The 19,714-nt window shown below is 25.4% G+C and carries 18 protein-coding genes and 1 pseudogene; 18 read left to right on the plus strand and 1 reads right to left on the minus strand.

All coding sequences use genetic code 11. The annotated features are described in order from the left end of the window. The first annotated feature begins 44 nt into the window (after positions 1–44). The 11 genes from HW276_RS06685 (at position 45) to HW276_RS06730 (ending at position 13,941) form a co-directional block, all read left to right on the plus strand. Complete coding sequence (locus HW276_RS06685) at positions 45–713, plus strand: sakacin A production response regulator (RefSeq protein WP_178937890.1); 669 nt, start codon at positions 45–47, stop codon at positions 711–713. A gap of 7 nt (positions 714–720) precedes the next feature. Beyond that, entirely contained in the window at positions 721–1,629 is a 909-nt protein-coding gene (locus HW276_RS06690) for a hypothetical protein (protein ID WP_178937891.1), read from the plus strand. A gap of 20 nt (positions 1,630–1,649) precedes the next feature. After that, positions 1,650–2,960 (plus strand): DnaJ domain-containing protein, encoded by a 1,311-nt coding sequence (locus tag HW276_RS06695; protein WP_178937892.1) that lies wholly within the window; start codon positions 1,650–1,652, stop codon positions 2,958–2,960. Between the two features lie 130 nt (positions 2,961–3,090). Continuing rightward, the gene (locus HW276_RS06700) at positions 3,091–4,905 is read left to right on the plus strand and encodes an Hsp70 family protein (protein WP_178937893.1); all 1,815 of its coding nucleotides are present in this window, start codon (positions 3,091–3,093) and stop codon (positions 4,903–4,905) included. Positions 4,906–5,031: 126 nt separating this feature from the next. After that, positions 5,032–6,009 carry a YwqG family protein gene (locus HW276_RS06705; RefSeq protein ID WP_178937894.1) on the plus strand — a complete coding sequence of 326 codons (978 nt, stop codon included), beginning with the start codon at positions 5,032–5,034 and terminating at the stop codon, positions 6,007–6,009. A gap of 102 nt (positions 6,010–6,111) precedes the next feature. Further along, a complete protein-coding gene (locus HW276_RS06710) occupies positions 6,112–7,185 on the plus strand; it encodes a DKNYY domain-containing protein (RefSeq protein ID WP_178937895.1) in 1,074 nt (357 codons plus the stop codon). A 32-nt stretch (positions 7,186–7,217) separates the two neighbouring features. Beyond that, entirely contained in the window at positions 7,218–7,439 is a 222-nt protein-coding gene (locus HW276_RS11630) for a hypothetical protein (RefSeq protein ID WP_218975056.1), read from the plus strand. A gap of 39 nt (positions 7,440–7,478) precedes the next feature. Further along, positions 7,479–7,661, plus strand: coding sequence for a hypothetical protein (locus HW276_RS06715; RefSeq protein WP_255460385.1), 183 nt, complete (start codon positions 7,479–7,481; stop codon positions 7,659–7,661). A 126-nt stretch (positions 7,662–7,787) separates the two neighbouring features. Beyond that, positions 7,788–8,753, plus strand: coding sequence for a YwqG family protein (locus HW276_RS06720; RefSeq protein WP_178937896.1), 966 nt, complete (start codon positions 7,788–7,790; stop codon positions 8,751–8,753). A 94-nt stretch (positions 8,754–8,847) separates the two neighbouring features. Next, entirely contained in the window at positions 8,848–12,060 is a 3,213-nt protein-coding gene (locus HW276_RS06725) for a DKNYY domain-containing protein (RefSeq protein WP_178937897.1), read from the plus strand. 54 nt (positions 12,061–12,114) lie between these two features. Beyond that, entirely contained in the window at positions 12,115–13,941 is a 1,827-nt protein-coding gene (locus HW276_RS06730; protein ID WP_178937898.1) for a DKNYY domain-containing protein, read from the plus strand. Positions 13,942–14,264: 323 nt separating this feature from the next. On the opposite strand, the gene HW276_RS06735 is transcribed toward HW276_RS06730, so the two are convergent. Next, positions 14,265–14,957 carry an alpha/beta hydrolase-fold protein gene (locus HW276_RS06735; RefSeq protein WP_178937899.1) on the minus strand — a complete coding sequence of 231 codons (693 nt, stop codon included), beginning with the start codon at positions 14,955–14,957 and terminating at the stop codon, positions 14,265–14,267. Between the two features lie 250 nt (positions 14,958–15,207). On the opposite strand from HW276_RS06735, the gene HW276_RS06740 reads away from it, so the two are divergent. From HW276_RS06740 to HW276_RS06770, 7 genes and pseudogenes are all read left to right on the plus strand, one after another. Next, entirely contained in the window at positions 15,208–15,504 is a 297-nt protein-coding gene (locus tag HW276_RS06740; RefSeq protein ID WP_178937900.1) for a hypothetical protein, read from the plus strand. A gap of 53 nt (positions 15,505–15,557) precedes the next feature. After that, positions 15,558–16,331: an RNA polymerase subunit sigma gene (locus HW276_RS06745; RefSeq protein ID WP_178937901.1), complete on the plus strand. Its 774-nt coding sequence runs from the start codon at positions 15,558–15,560 to the stop codon at positions 16,329–16,331. A gap of 28 nt (positions 16,332–16,359) precedes the next feature. Further along, complete coding sequence (locus HW276_RS06750) at positions 16,360–16,506, plus strand: hypothetical protein (RefSeq protein WP_178937902.1); 147 nt, start codon at positions 16,360–16,362, stop codon at positions 16,504–16,506. A 76-nt stretch (positions 16,507–16,582) separates the two neighbouring features. Next, entirely contained in the window at positions 16,583–17,512 is a 930-nt protein-coding gene (locus tag HW276_RS06755) for a DUF4299 family protein (RefSeq protein WP_178937903.1), read from the plus strand. Positions 17,513–17,552: 40 nt separating this feature from the next. Continuing rightward, positions 17,553–18,326 (plus strand): hypothetical protein, encoded by a 774-nt coding sequence (locus HW276_RS06760; RefSeq protein WP_178937904.1) that lies wholly within the window; start codon positions 17,553–17,555, stop codon positions 18,324–18,326. Positions 18,327–18,394: 68 nt separating this feature from the next. Further along, a complete protein-coding gene (locus HW276_RS06765) occupies positions 18,395–18,769 on the plus strand; it encodes a hypothetical protein (RefSeq protein ID WP_178937905.1) in 375 nt (124 codons plus the stop codon). Positions 18,770–18,858: 89 nt separating this feature from the next. Then, positions 18,859–19,619: pseudogene (locus HW276_RS06770) on the plus strand (hypothetical protein). Positions 19,620–19,714 lie beyond the last annotated feature (95 nt).

The following is a 19,714-nucleotide window of genomic DNA, read 5'->3' on the forward strand; positions in this document are numbered from 1 at the left end:
TTTGTTAAAATAAAAATATTTTATAAAGAAAAGGGATGATCAATATGACAAAAAAATTTAACTACAAACCATTAATTGAATATACAAATTATGAAGGGAAAAAATATGTAAAACCTGAAAAAGCTGGAGATTTAAAAGAAGATATGGAACTTTTTAGAAAAAATGGACAAAATGCTAGAAAAGTTTTTACGGAAATTGCAAAGGCTTTGGAAGAAAAGACAGATGGATTTCATTTGCAGAAAGTTAGTAGCTGGATGAATCAGGCTCAGATTGCAAGACCTTATCTTTGGGTGTTTTTGCGACAAGATGGGGATAGTGATACTGAATCAGGGATTGCTTTGAGAGTTTTTAAAAACGGGAAGACTAAGAAAATTGGGATTTCGCTTGAAGTGAGTTTTGTTGAAAGAAAAATTGGGGAAAATACGCTTGAAAATCAGAATAAAGTTTTGGAAGTTCCGATTAATGAACCGCTTTATTATTTTGTGCAATTTGCGAAAAGTAAGGAAAACTGTGCTTTGGATAGATTTGAAGGAAATGAAAAAAATAGAGAGAAATTTCTTAAAAATTTGGAAAATGGGGAAATCAGGAAAGTTTTGGTTAAGTTTGATGTGGAAGAGATTGAAAGATTTGAGAGTTTGGATGAGCTTGTTGAGGAATTTTTGAAGGGATTTGAATTGTTAATACCGTTTTATTTGAAAACAAAGGAGATTTAGGAAGAAAATGATTTCGGATTTTGATAAAATGTATAATTGGATATTGGAATTTACTAATTTTCTTTCATATGAAGTTCGTCCGTTAGAAAAATATGACAGATTTTTAAAAAATTTTCACCTTAATTTCAATGCAAATGAAAAAAGAATGATTATTAAATTTATGAATGAAGATGGAATATTTAATCACACTTATAATTTAACGGATTTTGAAAAGAAACTATTAAAGTATAACTTAAATAATCTGAGTGAAATAGAAAACATGTCAAATTATTTACCTGATGAAGCTAAGGATTTAATTGAAATTTCTGAAAAAATTAAAAGTAAAAAGGAAGAAGATAATGAAAAAGGGTATGAAAAATTTATTGAAAATTTTTTGGATATTAAAATTTTTAAGCTGTTTGGAAAAAATATAACTTTGTATTCTAAAAAAGATGTGGAAAATTCAAATATATTAAAGAGAATAATCAAATTAATGACATACAGGTTAAAAAATGAATTTAATGTAATTAATAATTTGATGTATATTTTTGATATAAAATTTTCAAAAGATAGTATTGCATTGAAATTGTATGGTTGCTTATATGTTGGTGCGTTGATCTTTGGTTGTATTTTATATTTATTTTTTAATGAAATTATGATTATGTGGATACTTTTTATATTTTTCATAATATCAGAATATATAAATGTGTTGCTAAAAGAAAAAAATTTTGAATGGAATAAGAATAATGAATCGAGTTTTTTAATGTTTTTTCTAATTACAGTAATATATATTTATACGATGTCTTTTAGATTTGAACTTGTATATCAGTATATGATTTTAAATTTAATGATATTTTTTAAAACAATAGCAATTTCGTGTTTGAGATATAAACGATTGAAAAATTTTTCAAAGAAAGTTTTAGATGTGTTTATTTAAAAAAGTAAGGAGTGATAATTTTGAATTTTGACGAAGCGTTTAAAATACTGGAAATAGAGCCGACATCTGATAAGAAGAAAATAAAAATTGCATATTCTAAAATGTTGAAAAAATATCATCCTGAGGAGTTTCCTGAGATGTTTATGAAGATTAATGAAGCGTATAGGGTTGCTTTGGAGTTTGAAAAATTTGATTTTAATGAAATTAATTTTAATAAGGTGAATTTTAAAAATAAAAATTTTTTTGAAATTGAACAAAAGTTGGAAAAAGATAGATATGAGGAAGTTTATTTTGGAAATGATATTCAAAAGCCAGAGATTGAAAATGAAGAATTTTCTGATATTTTTAATGGGAAATATGAATGGATGGAAAAAAATTTCAAATCTTGGATAAAAGAAATTCGTAGGATTTTAAATGGCGAAAAAGTTTCTTTTATTTACTTAAAAGTTTTTTTGAAAAGATTTAATAAGTTTTCAGATGATGAAAAGTCTAGAATCAGAGATATTTTAGGATTGGAAAATAATGATTTTGAAGATAATTTGATTTTAAAATCAGAGAATCTTTTTGAATTTGAAAAAGAATACATTATTTCCTGTTTATCAAATAATAAAAATGAATTTTGGGAAATAAAGGAGCTTTATAACAGTAAAGAGAAAAAAGATAATGACAAGGCTCTAGAAAATTTTGTAGAAAGATATTTTAATGTGAAAAAGTTGAATATTTTTGGATTTTTTTTATTTTTGAATATTTATTTTGGAAATTATAAATATCTTGATATAAAAATAAATAAAAAAATTCACAATTTGTTTTTTAATTTAGCAAATAATTTCTTTTTTAAAAGAATAGTTTACAGTTATAAGAAAATAAAAAATAGATTTTATCATTTGGAAATCACTTGCGAAGACGATATTGGAGAAGATGACGCTTTTATACACACTCTAATATTTCTTCTTAGTTGTATTGCGCTAATTTTTATTTGCATATTTAGTTTACCAGCAATAATAAATACAAAGGAAATAGATTATAGAAATGTCGTGAAAAGTTTTGAATTAGTGAGAATTTATTGGATTGTACTTACAGTTACAAGAATTTATTTAGATTTTTCACTTGCAAAACGTGGAAACAATTTAAATATGGCAAGCATGTTGAATATACAGATAATTTTGCTTGGAAGTTATTTAATTTCGATTTATTTTAATTATAAAATTAAAGATTTTCTATTGTTTGGAATATTAATATGGATGCTTATAAAATTAATAATTGTAAATAGAATAAAATATTTAAGATTGAAAAATTATGCAAAAAAAATTTTAGATAGAATATATAATTAAAAATCAAAGAATTGAGACTATTTATCAAAAAGTAATAAAATATAAAAAATAAAAATTGAAAAATGCTATATTAGAAAATTTTCTAAACTTTTATAAATGACCAAAATATTATTAAAGGAGAAAAATAAAAATGGTAAGAATGATTGGAATTGATCTGGGAACAACGAATAGCCTAGCTACATATATTGACGATAATGGGAAAATAGAGTTTGTAAAAAATGAGTATGGAAATATTTTAATTCCGTCTGTTGTGGGAATTGATGAAAATGATGATATTATTGTAGGGGAATTAGCAAAAGAAAGAAGAATGATGAATGCTGGGGAAACTGCGAGTAATTTTAAAAGAAGAATGGGAACAGATGCAAAAATTAAAGTTAAAAATAGAACTTTTGATGCACAAATGTTATCTTCATTTGTTTTGAAACATTTAAAGGAAAATGCTGAAAAACAGTTAAATGAAAAAATAAATAGAGCGATAATAAGTGTACCGGCATATTTTAATGATAAACAACGCAGAGATACAAAAATGGCAGCAGAATTGGCAGGACTTACAGTAGAAAGACTTATAAATGAACCAACAGCTGCGGCATTGTCACTTGGAAGTCATATTTTAGATCAGAATTTAAAATTTATTGTGCTCGACTTGGGCGGAGGAACATTTGATGTTACTTTGCTCGAAACATTTGAAAATATTATGGAAGTGCTGTCAATAAGTGGAGATACAATGCTTGGAGGAGAGGATTTCACCACTAAAATTTGTGAAATTTTTTTGAAAAATATCAAGTTATCAATAGTAGATTTGAGTCGTGATGAAAGAACGAAATTATACACAAAAGCAGATAGAGCAAAAAAATTAATAAGCTTGAAGAATGTAGAAATCGAGATGGAAATTAAAGGAAAAAAATATAAATCAGAAATTACACAAGAGAATTTTAGAGAGACTGTAAAACCATTGCTTGTAAAAATGAAAGTTGCTATTGATAAGGCTCTGCAAGATGGAAATACAGATGCTAGGGAAATTGAAAAAGTTATTTTAGTTGGAGGAGCAGTAAAATTAGGAATTATTGAAGAATTTGTGGAAAAATATTTTCATAAAATGCGTGGAGAAAAAATCTATTTTAATAACGATGATTTTATTGAAAATAATAAACTAGTATCAATAGCAGCAGATCCCGATACAGTTGTGGCTTATGGTGTTGGAATCGCAGTTGGAATGAAGGAAAGAAACAAAGTATTTAAAGAGAGAATTCTGACTGATGTGTGCCCATTTACTCTAGGAACAGAAATCGTAGGAAGACGATTCGCACCGATTATTCCTAGAAATACCACAGTTCCCACAAGTAGATCTGAATATTTTTACACAATAGAAGACTATCAAAGTCAAGTAACTGTCGGAATTTATCAAGGAGAAAGTTTGAACATAGATGATAACTTATTTTTGGGAGAATTTTTACTAGATGTGCCACAAAACTTAGCAGGAAAAGAAGCCATAAATGTAAGATTTACTTACGATATAAATGGTATTTTGGAAGTAGAAGCAAAAGTTGTGAGTACAGGACTTAAAAAAAGTAAATTGATTGTAAATGGAGATTTATCTGAAGAAGAAAAAAACGAGAAAATAAAAATGCTGGAAGAAATAAAAATTCAGTCTGAAAATAAAAACAAGGATAAACTGCTGCTTGAGAGAGTAAATAGAATTTATGCTGAGATAGTAAATACAGAAATAAGAAATCATATTTCTGATTATTTAGAAAATTATAAAATGGTTGTAGCAACAGGCGATAGAATCCGTATTCAAAAGGCGAAAGAAAGTTTCTCACAGTTTCTTGATAAAATTGATCCTGAAATTAATGACATGAATATAGAAGATATTTTGAAAGATTTCGAAGATGAAATGGAAGAGGAAGATATGAAAGAAGAAGATGAACTGGGATTTTGGAATTAAAAAATGATTCTTAAGTATGAAGAAAAATAATTAAGTATTTAAATTTTAACAATTTTGAAATTACAAAAAATGAGGTAAAATATATTAAGAAAAAATAAAAATATTTAAAAAGAGGGAGTAATAAAAATGTCAAATTTGAATAAAGAAATTGTTAATGAGATTTTAGAAAGAATAAAAGGGGATTTTTTGCAAGAAATCAGAGAAAATAATGTGGAACTTAATATTAAGCCACTTCGTCATGCAAAACTTTTGGATAGAGAAGAAATTTCTTTAACAGAGAGTAAAGTGGGAGGATTTCCGTATATTCCGATTGGAGAAAGAGCACCGATGTTTTATGATGCGTTTTCAGATTGTGAAGATGATGAGGATGACGATGAAGATGGAAATGAAACAATGGCTCTGTTTGCTCAAATTAATTGTGAGGATTTAAAAGGACTTGAAAATTTTCCTGAAAAAGGGCTTATTCAAATTTATATGCAAGGGGATACAGATTTTGAAGTTTACAATGAAGATGACTTGAAAGTGATTTATTATGAAAATATTGGGGAACATTATAGCGAAGAAGAATTGAAGGAGATTTATAATCCAAAATTTGATTGTGGAGATTTTCCTTTTGGAGAAACGCTTGGAAGAGAAATTGGGTATGCATTGGAATTTTCTTCGATGTATAATATTTCAGAGATAAGTGAAGAAAAACAGAAAAAATATCTTGAGACAACTTTGAAAAAAATGAATTTAAAATTGTCAGAAAAAGAAAAGGAAGATATATTTTTAAAGGTAGAAGATGACATATTCTATAATTTTAAATGGAATGAGTATATTGACAAAAATATGGAAATAGTAGATGAAAAGGCGTGTGGAATTGATTCAAGAACGCATTGTGGTGGATATCCTGATTTTTTTCAAGGATACGACCCTAGAGAAAAGGAAGGAGAAAAAGAAAAATACGATACGGTTCTTTTTCAGTTAGGAAGTGATTTGTCTAAAGATGGAGATTGGAGAGCTTTAATTTTTGATGCTGGATTTGTAAACTTTTTTATTAATAGTGAAAAATTGAGAAATAAAGATTTTTCAGATATTTTTGTTGATGTTCAATGTGGTTAATATTTTTTAAATGAATGGCAAGGGAAATATGAGCATTTATTAAAAAGGATTTAGATAAATCTAACATTAAAACGAAAAATTAAAAATGACAAGGAGCAAAATATGAAAAGAAAAAGTTTACTAAAAATATTGATTTTATTTATTTTAGTAGGAAGTCTTGCAAATGCAGAATATATAAAAAGAAATGGAGAAATTTATTATCGTGAATGGAGCGAAGAAAAGCCAAGAATATTAAAAAATATAGATAAAAAATCATTTGAAATATTGGAAAATGATTTTGCAAAAGATAAGAATAATATTTATTATCAAGGGGAAAAGATTGAAAAGATAGATCCTAAAAGTGCTAAAATATTTGGAAGTCATTTTGTAAAGGATGAGAAAATTGTTTTTGATGCTTATGAAAAAAAGGAATTGAAAGATGTGGATACAAAAACGCTTAAATCAGTTGGAGATTATTATTTTAAAGATAAGAACAATGCTTATTTTGATATGAAAAAAATTGATGAAAAAGTTGATTTGGAGACATTTATTTATTTGGACTATTTTTATGCTAAAGATAAGAATAATCTGTATTTTTATGGACAAAAAGTGAAAGGTGTAAGTCCAAACAATTTTAATTTTTTGACTTTGTTAAGCAGTGTTCCTGACAATATCATTAAAAGCGGAAATGATTTTTATCTTGTTTATGAAAATAATTCGAATGAAAAAATATATGCGAAAAAAATGGATTTCCCAATTGACAGGGATACTTTTGAAAGTTTTTCCATGAGAGTTTATAAAGATAAAAATAATTTTTATTATTATGATGATACTGATGATATAAAAAAGGGAAAAACACTTATTAAATTTAAAAATGAAGCTGATATAAAAACACTTAAATTTTTGAAGGGAAAAAATGGCGAAAAAAGTAATGAATATATAAAAGATGAAAAGAATGTCTATTATGTGGATGAAGAAAATGTAGAAATAAAAAAGATAGAAAATGCTGATTATAAAACTTTTCAAGTTATTGAATACTTATATGCAAAGGATAAAAACAATGTTTATTATCAAGGAAAAAAGTTAAATAATGTTAATCCAAATTACTTTAAAATTGTAGACAATGAGATAAAATATAATAATGAATTTTATAAAATTGATGAAAATATGAATCTTATAAAAATGGAAAGAGAATAAAAAGTTGATAAAATAAAAAAGGAGCAAATATTATGAAAAGAAAAAGTTTACTAAAAATATTGGTTTTATTTATTTTAGCGGGAACTATCGCAAATGCCGAGTATTTGAAAAAAGATGGAGAAGTTTATTATGAAATGCCATATTTTGAAATCAAGTCGAAAGTGAAAGGTGCGGATGCGAAGACTTTGGAAAATGTTGGAGAAGATAATATGGAAATAGCTGGCTTTTTTGGAAAAGATAGCAAGAATACTTAAATAAGAAATCATATTTCTGATTATTTAGAAAATTATCAAATGGTTGTAGTAACAGGCGATAGAATCCGTATTCAAAAGGCGAAAAAAAGTTTCTCACAGTTTCTTGATAAAATTGATCCTGAAATTAATGATATGAATATAGAAGATATTTTTAAAGATTTTGAAGATGAAACGGAAGAGGAAGATATGAAAGAAGAAGATGAACTAGAATTTTGGAATTAAAAAACAATTCTTAATTATGAAGAAAAATAATTAAATATTTAAATTTTAATGATTTTGAAATTATGAAAAATGAGGTAAAATATATTAAGAAAAAATAAAAATATTTAAAAAGAGGGAGTAATAAAAATGTCAAATTTGAATAAAGAAATTGTTAATGAGATTTTAGAAAGAATAAAAGGGGATTTTTTGCAAGAAATTAGAGAAAATAATGTGGAACTTAATATTAAACCACTTTGTCATGCAAAACTTTTGGATAGAGAAGAAATTTCCTTGACAGAGAGTAAAGTAGGAGGATTTCCGTATATTCCGATTGGAGAAAGAGCACCGATGTTTTATGATAAATTTTCAGATCGTGAAGATGAAGAGGAGAGAAATGAAACAATGGCTTTGTTTGCTCAAATTAATTGTGAGGATTTAAAAGGGCTTGAAAATTTTCCTGAAAAGGGGCTTATTCAAATTTATCTGCAAGGAGATACAGATTTTGAAGTTTGTGATGAAAATGACTTAAAAGTGATTTATTATGAAAATATTGGGGAACATTACAGTGAAGAAGAATTAAAAGATATTTATAATCCAAAATTTGATTATGGAGATTTTCCTTTTGGAGAAACGCTTGGAAGAGAAATTGGGTATGCATTGGAATTTTCTTCGATGTACAATATTTCAGAAATAAGTGAAGAAAAACAGAAAAAATATCTTGAGACAACTTTGAAAAAAATGAATTTGGAATTGTCGGAAAAAGAAAAGGAAGATATATTTTTAAAGGTAGAAGATGACATATTCTATAATTTTAAATGGAATGAGTATATTGACAAAAATATGGAAATAGTAGATGAAAAGGCGTGTGGAATTGATTCAAGAACGCATTGTGGCGGATATCCTGATTTTTTTCAAGGATATGACCCTAGAGAAAAGGAAGGAGAAAAAGAAAAATACGATACGGTTCTTTTTCAGTTAGGAAGTGATTTGTCTAAAGATGGAGATTGGAGAGCTTTAATTTTCGATGCTGGATTTGTGAACTTTTTTATTAATAGTGAAAAATTGAAAAATAAAGATTTTTCAGATATTTTTGTTGATGTTCAATGTGGTTAATATTTTTGAATGACAAGGGAATTATGAGCATTTATCAAAAAGGATTTAGATAAATCTAACATTAAAACGAAAAATTAAAAATAAGGAGTAAAATATGAAAAGAAAAAGTTTACTAAAAATATTGGTTTTATTTATTTTAGCGGGAACTATTGCAAATGCTGAATATTCGAAAAAAGATGGAGAAGTTTATTATGAAATGCCATATCTTGAAATTAAGTTGAAAGTGAAAGGTGCGGATGCGAAGACTTTTGAAAATTTGGGAGAAGATAAGATGAAAATTATCGGCTATTTTGGAAAAGATAGCAAAAATGTTTATTTTCTTGGGAAAAAATTAAAAGATGTTTCAACTAAAAAATTTGAAATTTTGGATGAAAAGTATGTGAAGGATTACAAAAATTTGTATAATCTTAAAACTGATTCACTTTCTTTTTTCTCAATTGATGAAATAACACCGAAAAAAGTATCGATTGATGGACTTGATGTGAAAAGTTTTAAAGTTTTGGAAAATAAAAAAGCTTCTTTAACAGACTATTATACAGATAAAAATAGCATTTATTTTCATAAAGATGATTTGAGAAAAATAACTGGAGCGGATAAAAATTCTTTTGAAATTTTGGAGGAATATATTGCCAGAGATAAAAATAATGTTTATTCTAAAGGGGAAAAGCTAGGAAATATAGATATTAAAAGCTTTAAATATTTTGAAGATGGGCTAGCAAAAGATAAGAACAGAGTTTTTTACATTGAGGATAATAAAGATGTTACAGGAGTAGATGCGAAAACTTTTGAAAGAATGGGAGAAAGTTATTATTTTAGAGATAAAAATAATATCTTTGGTTTAAAGGATTACAATCCTTATGATTTGGAAATGTTGAAAAATATTGATAGAAATAGTTTTAATACTTTGAGTAAGGAAATTGGAAAGGATAAAAATGGAGTTTATTATTTTGGAGAAAAAATAGATGGAATTTCTTCGAATAATGCTAAAGTTGTTGAAGAATTAGGAGATTACGATTATATTTTTCAAAGTGGCAATGATCATTACTTGGTGACTGTAAATGAAGGAAATTCATATGACAAATCAGATGATAATACAAAAGAAAAATTTAAAATAAAGAAAATAAATGGTTTGAATATTGATTATGACACATTTAAATATTTTGAAATGTACGATTTGTATAAAGATAAAAATAATTTTTATTATCATTCAGATAATGACTTAAAAAAAATTAAAAGTGGAATTGATATTAAAAGTGCTGAAAAAATGATTGAGTTGCGTGATTTTATAAAGGACAAAAATAATATTTATCATTTTTCTGATGGAAAACTTGAGAAAATTAATTTGAAAATTGATGTAAATAATTTGGAATATTTGGATGATGGAAATTCTGTTTTTAGTAGTTATTTGAGAGATGGGAAAAATGTTTACTTTGTAAATGATGAAGATGGGAAAATAAAAATTGTGAAAAATGTTGATAAAAACACATTTAAAGTTGTAAACGGAAATTATGGAGTGGATAGTAAAAATGTTTATTATTTGGGAGAAAAATTGGATTTTGTAGGATTAGATGGACTTAAAATTTTTAATGAGGGTTATTTGAAAGATAAGAAAAATGTTTATGAAATTTCTGTAAATGATAATGATAAAGTGAAAGTAAAACCGATTAAAAATCTTAATATTGATGTGGCAACTTTTGAAGATATTTTCGGCGGATTAAATTACAAAGATAAAAATTCCGTTTATTATGAAGATAACGATGGAGATATTTCTTTGAAAATATTAAAAGGAGCAGATCCGGCTACATTTGAGTTTGGAATTATTTCAAAAGATAAAAATAGTGTTTTTATTGGAAATCAAAAGTTGGAAGGCGTGAGTTCTAAAGGGTTTGAAGTATTGGATGATACATTTAATTTTGTGAAAGATTATAAGAATGTTTACTATTTGGATAGAGAAAGTGATGGAATTACTTATAAAGTAAAAGTTTTAGATACAAAAGGAATTGATATTCCAAGTCTTGAATTTCTTGGAGATTCTTATAACAAATATTACAGAGATAAAAACAATATTTATTTTTTGAATGATAAAGATGATAAAATGGAATTTGAAAAATTGGCTGGTGCGAATCCGAAAACATTTGAAATTGTTGACGATTATTTTGCAAGAGATGATAAAAATGTTTATTTCTTTAATAAAAAAGTGATTGGAGTAGATGCGAAAACTTTTGAAGAAGTTGGTTATGATATTATAAAAGATAAAAATGGTTTACATATTTTAATAGATTCTAATGAAACTGAAATAAAGGTAAAAAGCTTGAAAGCAGATGGAATTGACTTGAAGACATTAAAGAAATTAGATAACGGTTATTTTAAAGATAAAAATAATATTTACTATGGATTGAGTGGCAATCTTTATAAAATAAAAAATGCTGATTTACAAACATTTGAAGTTTTAACTTCACCTTACAGCAGTTCTGTTTATTTTGCGAAAGATAAAAATAATGTTTATTATAATGGGAAAAAATTGGATGGAATTGTTCCTAATGATTTTGAGCAGATACAAAGTTATTTTATAAAAGATAAAAATGGAATTTATAAATTTGAAGAAGGTGAAAATGAACAAGATCTAAAAATAACTCCAATTAATGCAAAAATAGATTTTAAAAATCTTAAGGAATTAGATTGGAAGTATTTTGGCGATGATAAAAATATTTATTATTTTGATGAAAATGATTTCAAGAAATTAGATAATGCTGATGTGAATTCATTTGAACGAATAGAATATACTGGTTTTTTTAAAGATAAAAACAACGTTTATTATGATGGAGAAAAAGTAGAAGGAATAGATATGAACAGTATCGAAGTAATAAATGGAATGTGTATAAAAGATAAAAATAGTGTCTTTTATGAAGGAAAAAAATTAAGAAATATCAGTCCTGACAATTTTAATATTTTTGATGACGGAATTTCGTATGATAAAATTTTGGTTGACAAAAATGGAGCTTACAAATTGCTGGAAAATGAAAATCAAAAAGATAAAATAATTCCACTTGACAGCAAAAATATTGACTTAAAAACTCTTGAAAGAATTGAATCTCCAATGGATAGTTCTAATTATTTTAAAGATAAAAATGGAGTTTATTTTTTGAATGGAGAAAAATTTGTGAAAATAAATGGAGCGGATATAGATACTTTTGAAGTGACAATGAGTGGAAAATATGGAAAAGATAGGAATAATGTTTATTTTGAAGGGAAGAAAATGGAAGGGGAGAATCCGAAGAAGTTTGAGGAGGAGATGGAGATTAAATAATAGGAATTGCTTTGTTTGAATTGCTAAATTTTGGAATAAAAAAGGAGAGTTATTGTGAACATTAAAAGATATTTGTTAAAAATTCTGATTTTGCTTGTTTTGGTAGGGAGTGTTGCGAATGCAGGGTATTTTAAAGAGAAAAATAAAATTTATTTTATTGATACAATAGAAGATTCTGAGAAAAAAGAAGTTGTGAAAAATATTGATTTTAGGACTTTTAAAATTTTTGAAGAGAATGATAATTTTGCGAAAGACAAGGATAATGTTTACTATAAGAATAAAAAGCTGGAAAATGTAGATGTGAATTCTTTTCAGATTGAAAATCCTTTTATTGTAAAAGATAAAGATAATGTTTTTTATATTACAAATAATGAAATTATAAAAATTAAAGGATTTAGTCCAGAAAAAAGTAAAGTTATTGTTCAGTTTTACGTACCAACTATACTAATTAATAAAAATGGTATTTATACTTTTGATAAATATGAAAATGGAGAAATTACGATAAAATCAATAAAACCTGCAGAAATAGATATGGATACTTTGAATGTTGTTGATGGAGAGAATATGGCGATGCTTTTGTATTTAAAAGATAAAAATAATGTCTATTTTATTAATTATAAAGAAAGTGAACAAAAAATTTTAGATACTGATATCGAAAATGCAGAAGAAACTGAGAATGATAACTATAGTATTGATATTGAAATAAAAAAATTAGAAGGAGTTGACAGTAATAGTTTTGAAATAGATTCTATATATGGAAAAGATAAAAAGAATTTATATTTTTTTAACAAAAAAATAACAGGGGTAAATCCTAAAACTTTTAAAGTTATTGGATCAAATAAACTTATTATCAAAGATGATAAAGGGGTTTATTATCTTGGAAGAGAAGAAGTGAAAAAAATCCAAAATGCTGATTTAAATACTTTTGAAGAAGTATCGAAAGAGTATTATCGAGATAAAAATAATGTTTTTTACTATGATAATTATGATGGTGATGTAAAAAGAGTTAAAGGGGCAGATGCAAAAACTTTTGAAGCAATAGAAGGCTATGCATTGGGAAGAGATAAAAATGCTGTTTATGACAGAGGGAAGATGATAAAGGGCTTAGACCCTGTGACATTTGAAGATTTGAACGGAGATTTTTACAAAGATAAAAATGGAGTTTACTACGAAGGAATGCTAATGAAAGGGATTGATTCAAAATCTTTTGAGCCATTCGTAAATTATACACATGTAAAAGATAAAAATGGAATATATTCCTTTTATCAAAAAGAAAATGAAGTTGTTGTTGAAAAAGTTGAAATTTCTCCAGAAATTGATTTAAAAACTTTACAACCTATCGAAAATTATTCTGAATATTCAAAAGATAAAAATAACGTTTATTATCATTTCAAAAAAATAGAAGGTGCTGATATAAAAACTTTTGAACCTGAAGGGTATTCTATTGGAAAAGATAAAATGGGAGTATATTATGAAACTCGTAAAGTAAATGGAGTGGATGTAAATAGCTTTGAAGTTTTGAAAAATGATTTTTTTAAGGATAAAAATAATGTTTATTATAAAAATAAAAAGTTAGAAATATTCAAACCTAAAAACTTTGAAGTAATAGACTATTCTTTAGTAAAGCAAAATGAAGATTTGTACTATTTTACTGAAGATGGAAATAATAACACAAAATTTGTTCCATTAGAAAGTAAAAATGTCGATATTGATACTTTTCAAATTCTTGATGATGATTATGCAAAAGATAAGAATAATGTCTATTACAAAGGTAAAATTTTTAAGGAAGCAGATGTAAAAACTCTTGATAAACATTATAATGAAAATGATAACGGGTACAAAATAAGGGATAAGAAAAAAGTGTATAAAACAAAAAAATGATATTTTTTTGCAATTGACTTTTTTTGAAAATATGATATAATTAAATTGTTAAAAACCCTAAGGGAAAAAACTTTGTATTAAAGTAAAAAAATATTGGCAAATTAAACTGGAGTTTTCCAGTTTTTTTTGTTATAATAATTTTAATGAGTTCCAATAACTCATACTTTAATACAAAGGAGGTTTAGAGCAGTGAACAGCGATGAACTTATTAGACTTCTGGTTATTATGTATATTGTTTACAGACTGACTAGATAGTCGAAAAATATCGAATTTCACCTCTGCCTCTAACCTTAGGGGGAGTTAAATTATTTAAATTATTAAAATTAACAATTTTTTGTAATCCAGACAAATCCTTTTCCCATTCGCACATCCGAATCCCTAAAATGATTCCCCTCATTCCATTCCAAGACACATTTTTCCAAATCTTCAGAATTTCTCAAAATCTCAAAATATTCTCTTATATTATCACCAATCTTCGATAAAACCTGATGTTTAGTCTTTTCCTCCAAATCTCCAAGACTTAAATAAACATTTTTTGCCAAAATCTCATTATTTTTCACAAACTTAATCCAATCCTTATACCAAACCGACGGTGAAGCTCCAACAACTCCTGCAAAAATATCTGTCTGATACCCGCACCACAACGAAAACAATCCCGCAAGTGAATATCCTCCTAAAATATATTTCACATTATTTTCATTCACAAGTTTTACCAAATTTGGAATCAATTTTTCCTTTATAAACTCTAATGTTTTATCAGCTCCATCGCCAAAATTTCCTTTTCCACGAAGAAGTGGCATTTCCCAAGGTGTCAACTCACTATTCCAGTCTTCTATTTTGAAAGCTGCCAAGCTAAAACTTTTATCTGTATTTTCAGAAATATATTTCACTTCATTGTCTAAAAGTTTCATATCATGCTCATCAACAGGCTGTATTAAAATATATTCTGTCTTTTTATTTTCATTTGTATATAAAACACATTCTTTTTCTTCTATTTTGAAATTTAATTTTTTCATATTTACTCCTTTTTAATATTTTTTGAATATTGAATTTATTTTGAATAAATTTTGATTAATATAATTAATTATAGCATATGTTTTTAAAAATTTTATTCAATTTATTTATACTATTTTTATAATTTTTTTCTTTGATTAAATATATTTAATTTTTTTTTAAATTATGGTAAAATAAACTAAAATATTTGATAAAATCTGGAATTTTTGTAAACTCTATCAACAAAAAAATATTTATAGAGAGGATAATGAAATGTTTAGAAGGAAAAAAGAAATTTTTTATGTTAGAAAAGTTAAAATTATTATTAATGAATCAACCCTTGATGTATTTAGAAATACAATCTATTATGTAGATGTGCAGGATGCTCTGTGTATTAAAGGTGTTCCGTTTATTACCTGTGATATTTATGAAGATGAATTTTCCGACCATTTAATTGCTCAGGTGGGACTGGAAGATGACGAGGAAAACGATATATTACCAAGTATAGAGGAACTGAAAAATAAAAAAATCGTTTGCTTTATTCAGTTAGATGAGCATATAATAAGATAAAATTGTTGAAGTGTTCAAAATATATAAAAAATATTCAAATGGAGGTTATTTTTATGAATATAGAAATTGTACAAATTTGTGATATTACATTAGCCGTAAAATTTGCCTTAAAAACAAAAACTAAAATCGAATATTTTCCTTTTGAATATGAAAAAAATATTGAATTTCTATTCTCTAAAAACAAAGTGGATTTTTTAGAAAATAGCTACAAAGCTGAAAATATTGAAGAATGGTTTGATTATTGTTTAAATTTAGGATTAGAAGATATAAAAATTTTATTACCTGTTTCATCTAAAAATTTAAATATTCCCAACGATTTAAATTCAAATAAGATTAAACTTATTTGCTATTTTAAAAACAATTTGATTCTTTATTTTACACCAAAATGGAAGAAAACAAGTGGTGGATGGAATGTTACTTATACTGCTCACAAATACGAAAATTCTATCAATGAAAAACTTAAATTTTATGATAATACAGAAGATTTTAAAAATGTATTAAGTAAAATAGCAATTTTGGCTGATAAAATTAATTTTTCAAATTTTGGAAATATCTTTAGAAAAGCTTTTAGCATTTTAAATGGGGAAAGTTTTGAAAATATAAGAAATACTTTTTATGGACAAACTCTTTTTAAAATACCTAAAATAAATGCAAGACTTTTTTATTCCGCCAAAATTTCTAATGTTTTTGGTGGAATGAGTTCCTGGAATGACAGCCCTCCTTATTATGCACACGAAAAAGGGCTTGAAAGTGAATATGACAGTCTTACGGAAGAACTTTTGACACAAATTAGGCTTGCTCTTTTATATTCTGTAAATGAGTGGTAAAATATAGTAAAATTATAATGAAGGATTTATGGAATTTTTTCAAAAAGATACACTTATTGTTGTAGTTGTAGTAACAATTATTTTTCTAATAAAAAAATTAATGATAACAAAAAATTTAGAAAAAATTGAAGTTGATGATGAATTGAAAGAAAAATTAAATAAATTAGTAAAATAATACATTATATCTTTTTATAAATTTGAATAAAATTAAAAAACAAATTAGTAAATCAAAAAATATGGAGGATAAAGAAATGAGTATAAGTTTTTATGTGAAAAACAAGAAAAAATTTTTAGGTTATAAAGCCGTTTTAAATGTTGAAACTGCATTGAGTTTACTTGATAAGGAGCTTTATACCTACAATACTGGAAATGTTGATATTAATGATTTGCTGTTATCTCCAGTTTCTAATTATCAGTGTCTTTTAATAGGAGATGATAAGGAAAGTTCAAGAGGATTTGAGCTATCTTACGACACACAATATAATAATTATATCGTGAGGATTTTTACGCCATCATCTAGGGAAGATTGGCTTTTGGCGTTGGAATATATAAAAGCGTTGGCTAAAGAATTTGATTCGGAGATTTTGAATGAGAGAGGTGAAGTTTATACTGCTGGTAACATTGATAAATTTGACTATGAATCAGATATACTTTATGGAATAAAAGTAATTACAGAAAATATAAAAAGTGGAGAATCAGATACTTATGTTATTTTTGGTACAACTAGACCTGTTTCTTTCAATGAAGAAATGGTAGATGAAATAAATAATTCAAATAATCCTATAGATACTTTTTCAAGAATAGTAAGAAACATTCAAAATTTAGATGCTTATTCGGCAAATCAACGTTTTTATAAAAATGATGAAGATGAAAGAATTATGGGAGCTTATAGTCTGACAGAAAATGTTAGAACAATTCTTCCTTATAAACCTAGTGTTGAATTTCATAATTTAGATATCGTTAAAAATGATGATATAGCTTTTTGGAATATAGGTTTCGTTACTATTAATGGAGATGAAAATGATCCAAACAGTTATCAAGTTATTGGTCAATTAGATTATAATGATTTTATAAAAAAATTACCAAAAGATAAGTATCGTTTTATTGACGCTTCATACATTCTTGTTGAGCCGTTAAGTAAAGAAGAAATTTTAGGATTTTTAGAAATATCTGTTAATTAGAATAAAATGACTTTAAAATACTAAAATTAGGAGGCATAAAATGGATAAAAATCGTAAAAGATGGGGTTATATCTTTGATGAAAAATTAGATATGTTGATTCCTAATATTCCAAGACAGAAAAAATTTGTAAAAATATTTTTGATTTTATCGTTACTATTTTTTATCATTGCTCTAATGCAATTATATTTTTTAGATAAAACTTCCCCAAAACAAATAATATTTTTGATTTATAGTGGAGGTTCAGTTTTTTTTCTTTTATTTTTGGCTATTGTTATAAAAGTAAATATTTCTTTCATCGAAAGAAAATTGAAACAACTTGAAGAAATGACATTGCCATATGAATTTGAAATTCATCCACTAAAAGATAATTCATATATTTTTTTGTGTATTGTATTATTTATTATGTTTATTACAATACTCTATTTTAAATTAAATGAATTGTTAAAAAATTTTACATCAAAAGATATTTTTTTCGTTATTTTTATGATTATAACGATTGCCGTCAATTTTAGCTTTTTTTTGGAAAATCTCAAAAAAAGAAAATATTCTTTAATTATAAGTGGAAGAATTATAAAATTATTATATGAAAACAATGAAATAGAATTTATAGAAATTGATAATATCCGTTATGCCAAATTTTATGCGGCTAATGCTGGAAAAGGCAGAAAAGAAAGAAATCCCACTTTTCAAATTTTTGATAAAGAAGAGAAAAAATTTGTTGAAATGTCTATCAAGCCAACTGATTATTATTTGATGAAAAAATATTTTACAAAATATAATGTGATGATTGATGATTTATATGATTATTTCTAAGAGTCTATACGATTTTAGAAATAAAAATTTTTTTAATTACAAAATTAAAAAATAAGGAGAAAAATATAATGTTTATTTTTATGTTGATATTGCAATTAGTAGTACTTATTATTAGTATCACAACTATTATCTATTTAATAACAAGAAAAAATACAATGGAATGTTTTTACATAGAAAATGAAATTTTATGCCTAAACTCTATGCCTACAAAAAAGATTCCACTTTCTGATATTGATTACATAGAATTTTATTGCAGTCGTTTTCGTAACAGTTGCAGAGGATTGATAAAGATTCATACGATAAATTCAAAAGTAGTCAAACGATTTTTTCAAACAAGTAAATTTACATTTTTTGTTACTGAACAAATGGTTTTAGATGAAATTAATAAATTGACACCTATTTTGAAGGAATATTCGATACCATATACTATTAATTATAATTAAACTTCGAATGTTGTAGTTATAGAATTTTAAAAAATTTAATTATATTTATTAAAAATAACAAATCTTATACTAAAAAGGAAGTGTTTTAAATGGGAATATATGAAATAATTATAGGAACAATGTTTATACCATTTTTATTTATTCTATCAATATTTTTTTCTTTAACATTAAGAAAAAGAAACATGCAAAAAATTATATCTGCTGAAATTAGTGACGACTTAAAAGACTTAAAACCACGAGAATTTTTTATAATTTATTAAAAATGGAAAGAACAGCAAAACCAGTTTACTTTGCAGAAATTTTTTTGTTGACAATAGATACCATTTATATCTTATTCGGTGGGTATGCTGAATATCTAAAAGAATTGAAATTTGCACAAGAGTTTCCTGATTTTCCAATAAATCCTATGTCATTTGTATTTATTAAATTCGGTATTCCTATTTTTTTATGGTTTATTGTACTTTTTCTATTATTATTTGCCTTATTTATGAAAAAGAAAGAGAATAAAAGATTAGCCAAAATGCTAGATAACTTAGAAAAATACAGATTTTTAAATTATGCAAAAGAAGATTTTATCAACTCTGAGAAAATAGTTAAAACTGGAATGGTCGCACAAAGTGACTTAAAAATTGGAAGCAGATATTTATTTTCTGTCTATCCAGCATACATAATTCCTTATTCTTGGATTTCTGATATAACAATTGATAGAGTTTATAATCGTGGAGGAAGTTATTCATCTTTAACTTTTATTTTTACTAAATCTTTTAAATCTGAGAAATTATTTTTTGCTAAAAAAGAAGTTGCTGAAAAGGTTAGGGATTTTATTTTGGGAAATGAAGATTTTCATTAGATTCTTCTTGTTTCTCTTATTCATCATTCATTTATTTTATAAATATGGCTATTATTTGCTTTATTTTTCAAAATTTACAAAGATAATATTTTTTG

Source organism: Leptotrichia sp. oral taxon 417, from assembly GCF_013394865.1.
In the GTDB taxonomy this organism is placed as follows: domain Bacteria; phylum Fusobacteriota; class Fusobacteriia; order Fusobacteriales; family Leptotrichiaceae; genus Leptotrichia; species Leptotrichia wadei_A.

Coding starts and splice junctions, on each gene's coding strand:
- HW276_RS06685 (WP_178937890.1), top strand. CDS start 45: ATGACAAAAAAATTTAACTACAAACCATTAATTGAATATACAAATTAT.
- HW276_RS06690 (WP_178937891.1), top strand. CDS start 721: ATGATTTCGGATTTTGATAAAATGTATAATTGGATATTGGAATTTACT.
- HW276_RS06700 (WP_178937893.1), top strand. CDS start 3,091: ATGGTAAGAATGATTGGAATTGATCTGGGAACAACGAATAGCCTAGCT.
- HW276_RS06705 (WP_178937894.1), top strand. CDS start 5,032: ATGTCAAATTTGAATAAAGAAATTGTTAATGAGATTTTAGAAAGAATA.
- HW276_RS06710 (WP_178937895.1), top strand. CDS start 6,112: ATGAAAAGAAAAAGTTTACTAAAAATATTGATTTTATTTATTTTAGTA.
- HW276_RS11630 (WP_218975056.1), top strand. CDS start 7,218: ATGAAAAGAAAAAGTTTACTAAAAATATTGGTTTTATTTATTTTAGCG.
- HW276_RS06715 (WP_255460385.1), top strand. CDS start 7,479: ATGGTTGTAGTAACAGGCGATAGAATCCGTATTCAAAAGGCGAAAAAA.
- HW276_RS06720 (WP_178937896.1), top strand. CDS start 7,788: ATGTCAAATTTGAATAAAGAAATTGTTAATGAGATTTTAGAAAGAATA.
- HW276_RS06725 (WP_178937897.1), top strand. CDS start 8,848: ATGAAAAGAAAAAGTTTACTAAAAATATTGGTTTTATTTATTTTAGCG.
- HW276_RS06735 (WP_178937899.1), bottom strand. CDS start 14,957: ATGAAAAAATTAAATTTCAAAATAGAAGAAAAAGAATGTGTTTTATAT.
- HW276_RS06740 (WP_178937900.1), top strand. CDS start 15,208: ATGTTTAGAAGGAAAAAAGAAATTTTTTATGTTAGAAAAGTTAAAATT.
- HW276_RS06745 (WP_178937901.1), top strand. CDS start 15,558: ATGAATATAGAAATTGTACAAATTTGTGATATTACATTAGCCGTAAAA.
- HW276_RS06750 (WP_178937902.1), top strand. CDS start 16,360: ATGGAATTTTTTCAAAAAGATACACTTATTGTTGTAGTTGTAGTAACA.
- HW276_RS06755 (WP_178937903.1), top strand. CDS start 16,583: ATGAGTATAAGTTTTTATGTGAAAAACAAGAAAAAATTTTTAGGTTAT.
- HW276_RS06760 (WP_178937904.1), top strand. CDS start 17,553: ATGGATAAAAATCGTAAAAGATGGGGTTATATCTTTGATGAAAAATTA.
- HW276_RS06765 (WP_178937905.1), top strand. CDS start 18,395: ATGTTTATTTTTATGTTGATATTGCAATTAGTAGTACTTATTATTAGT.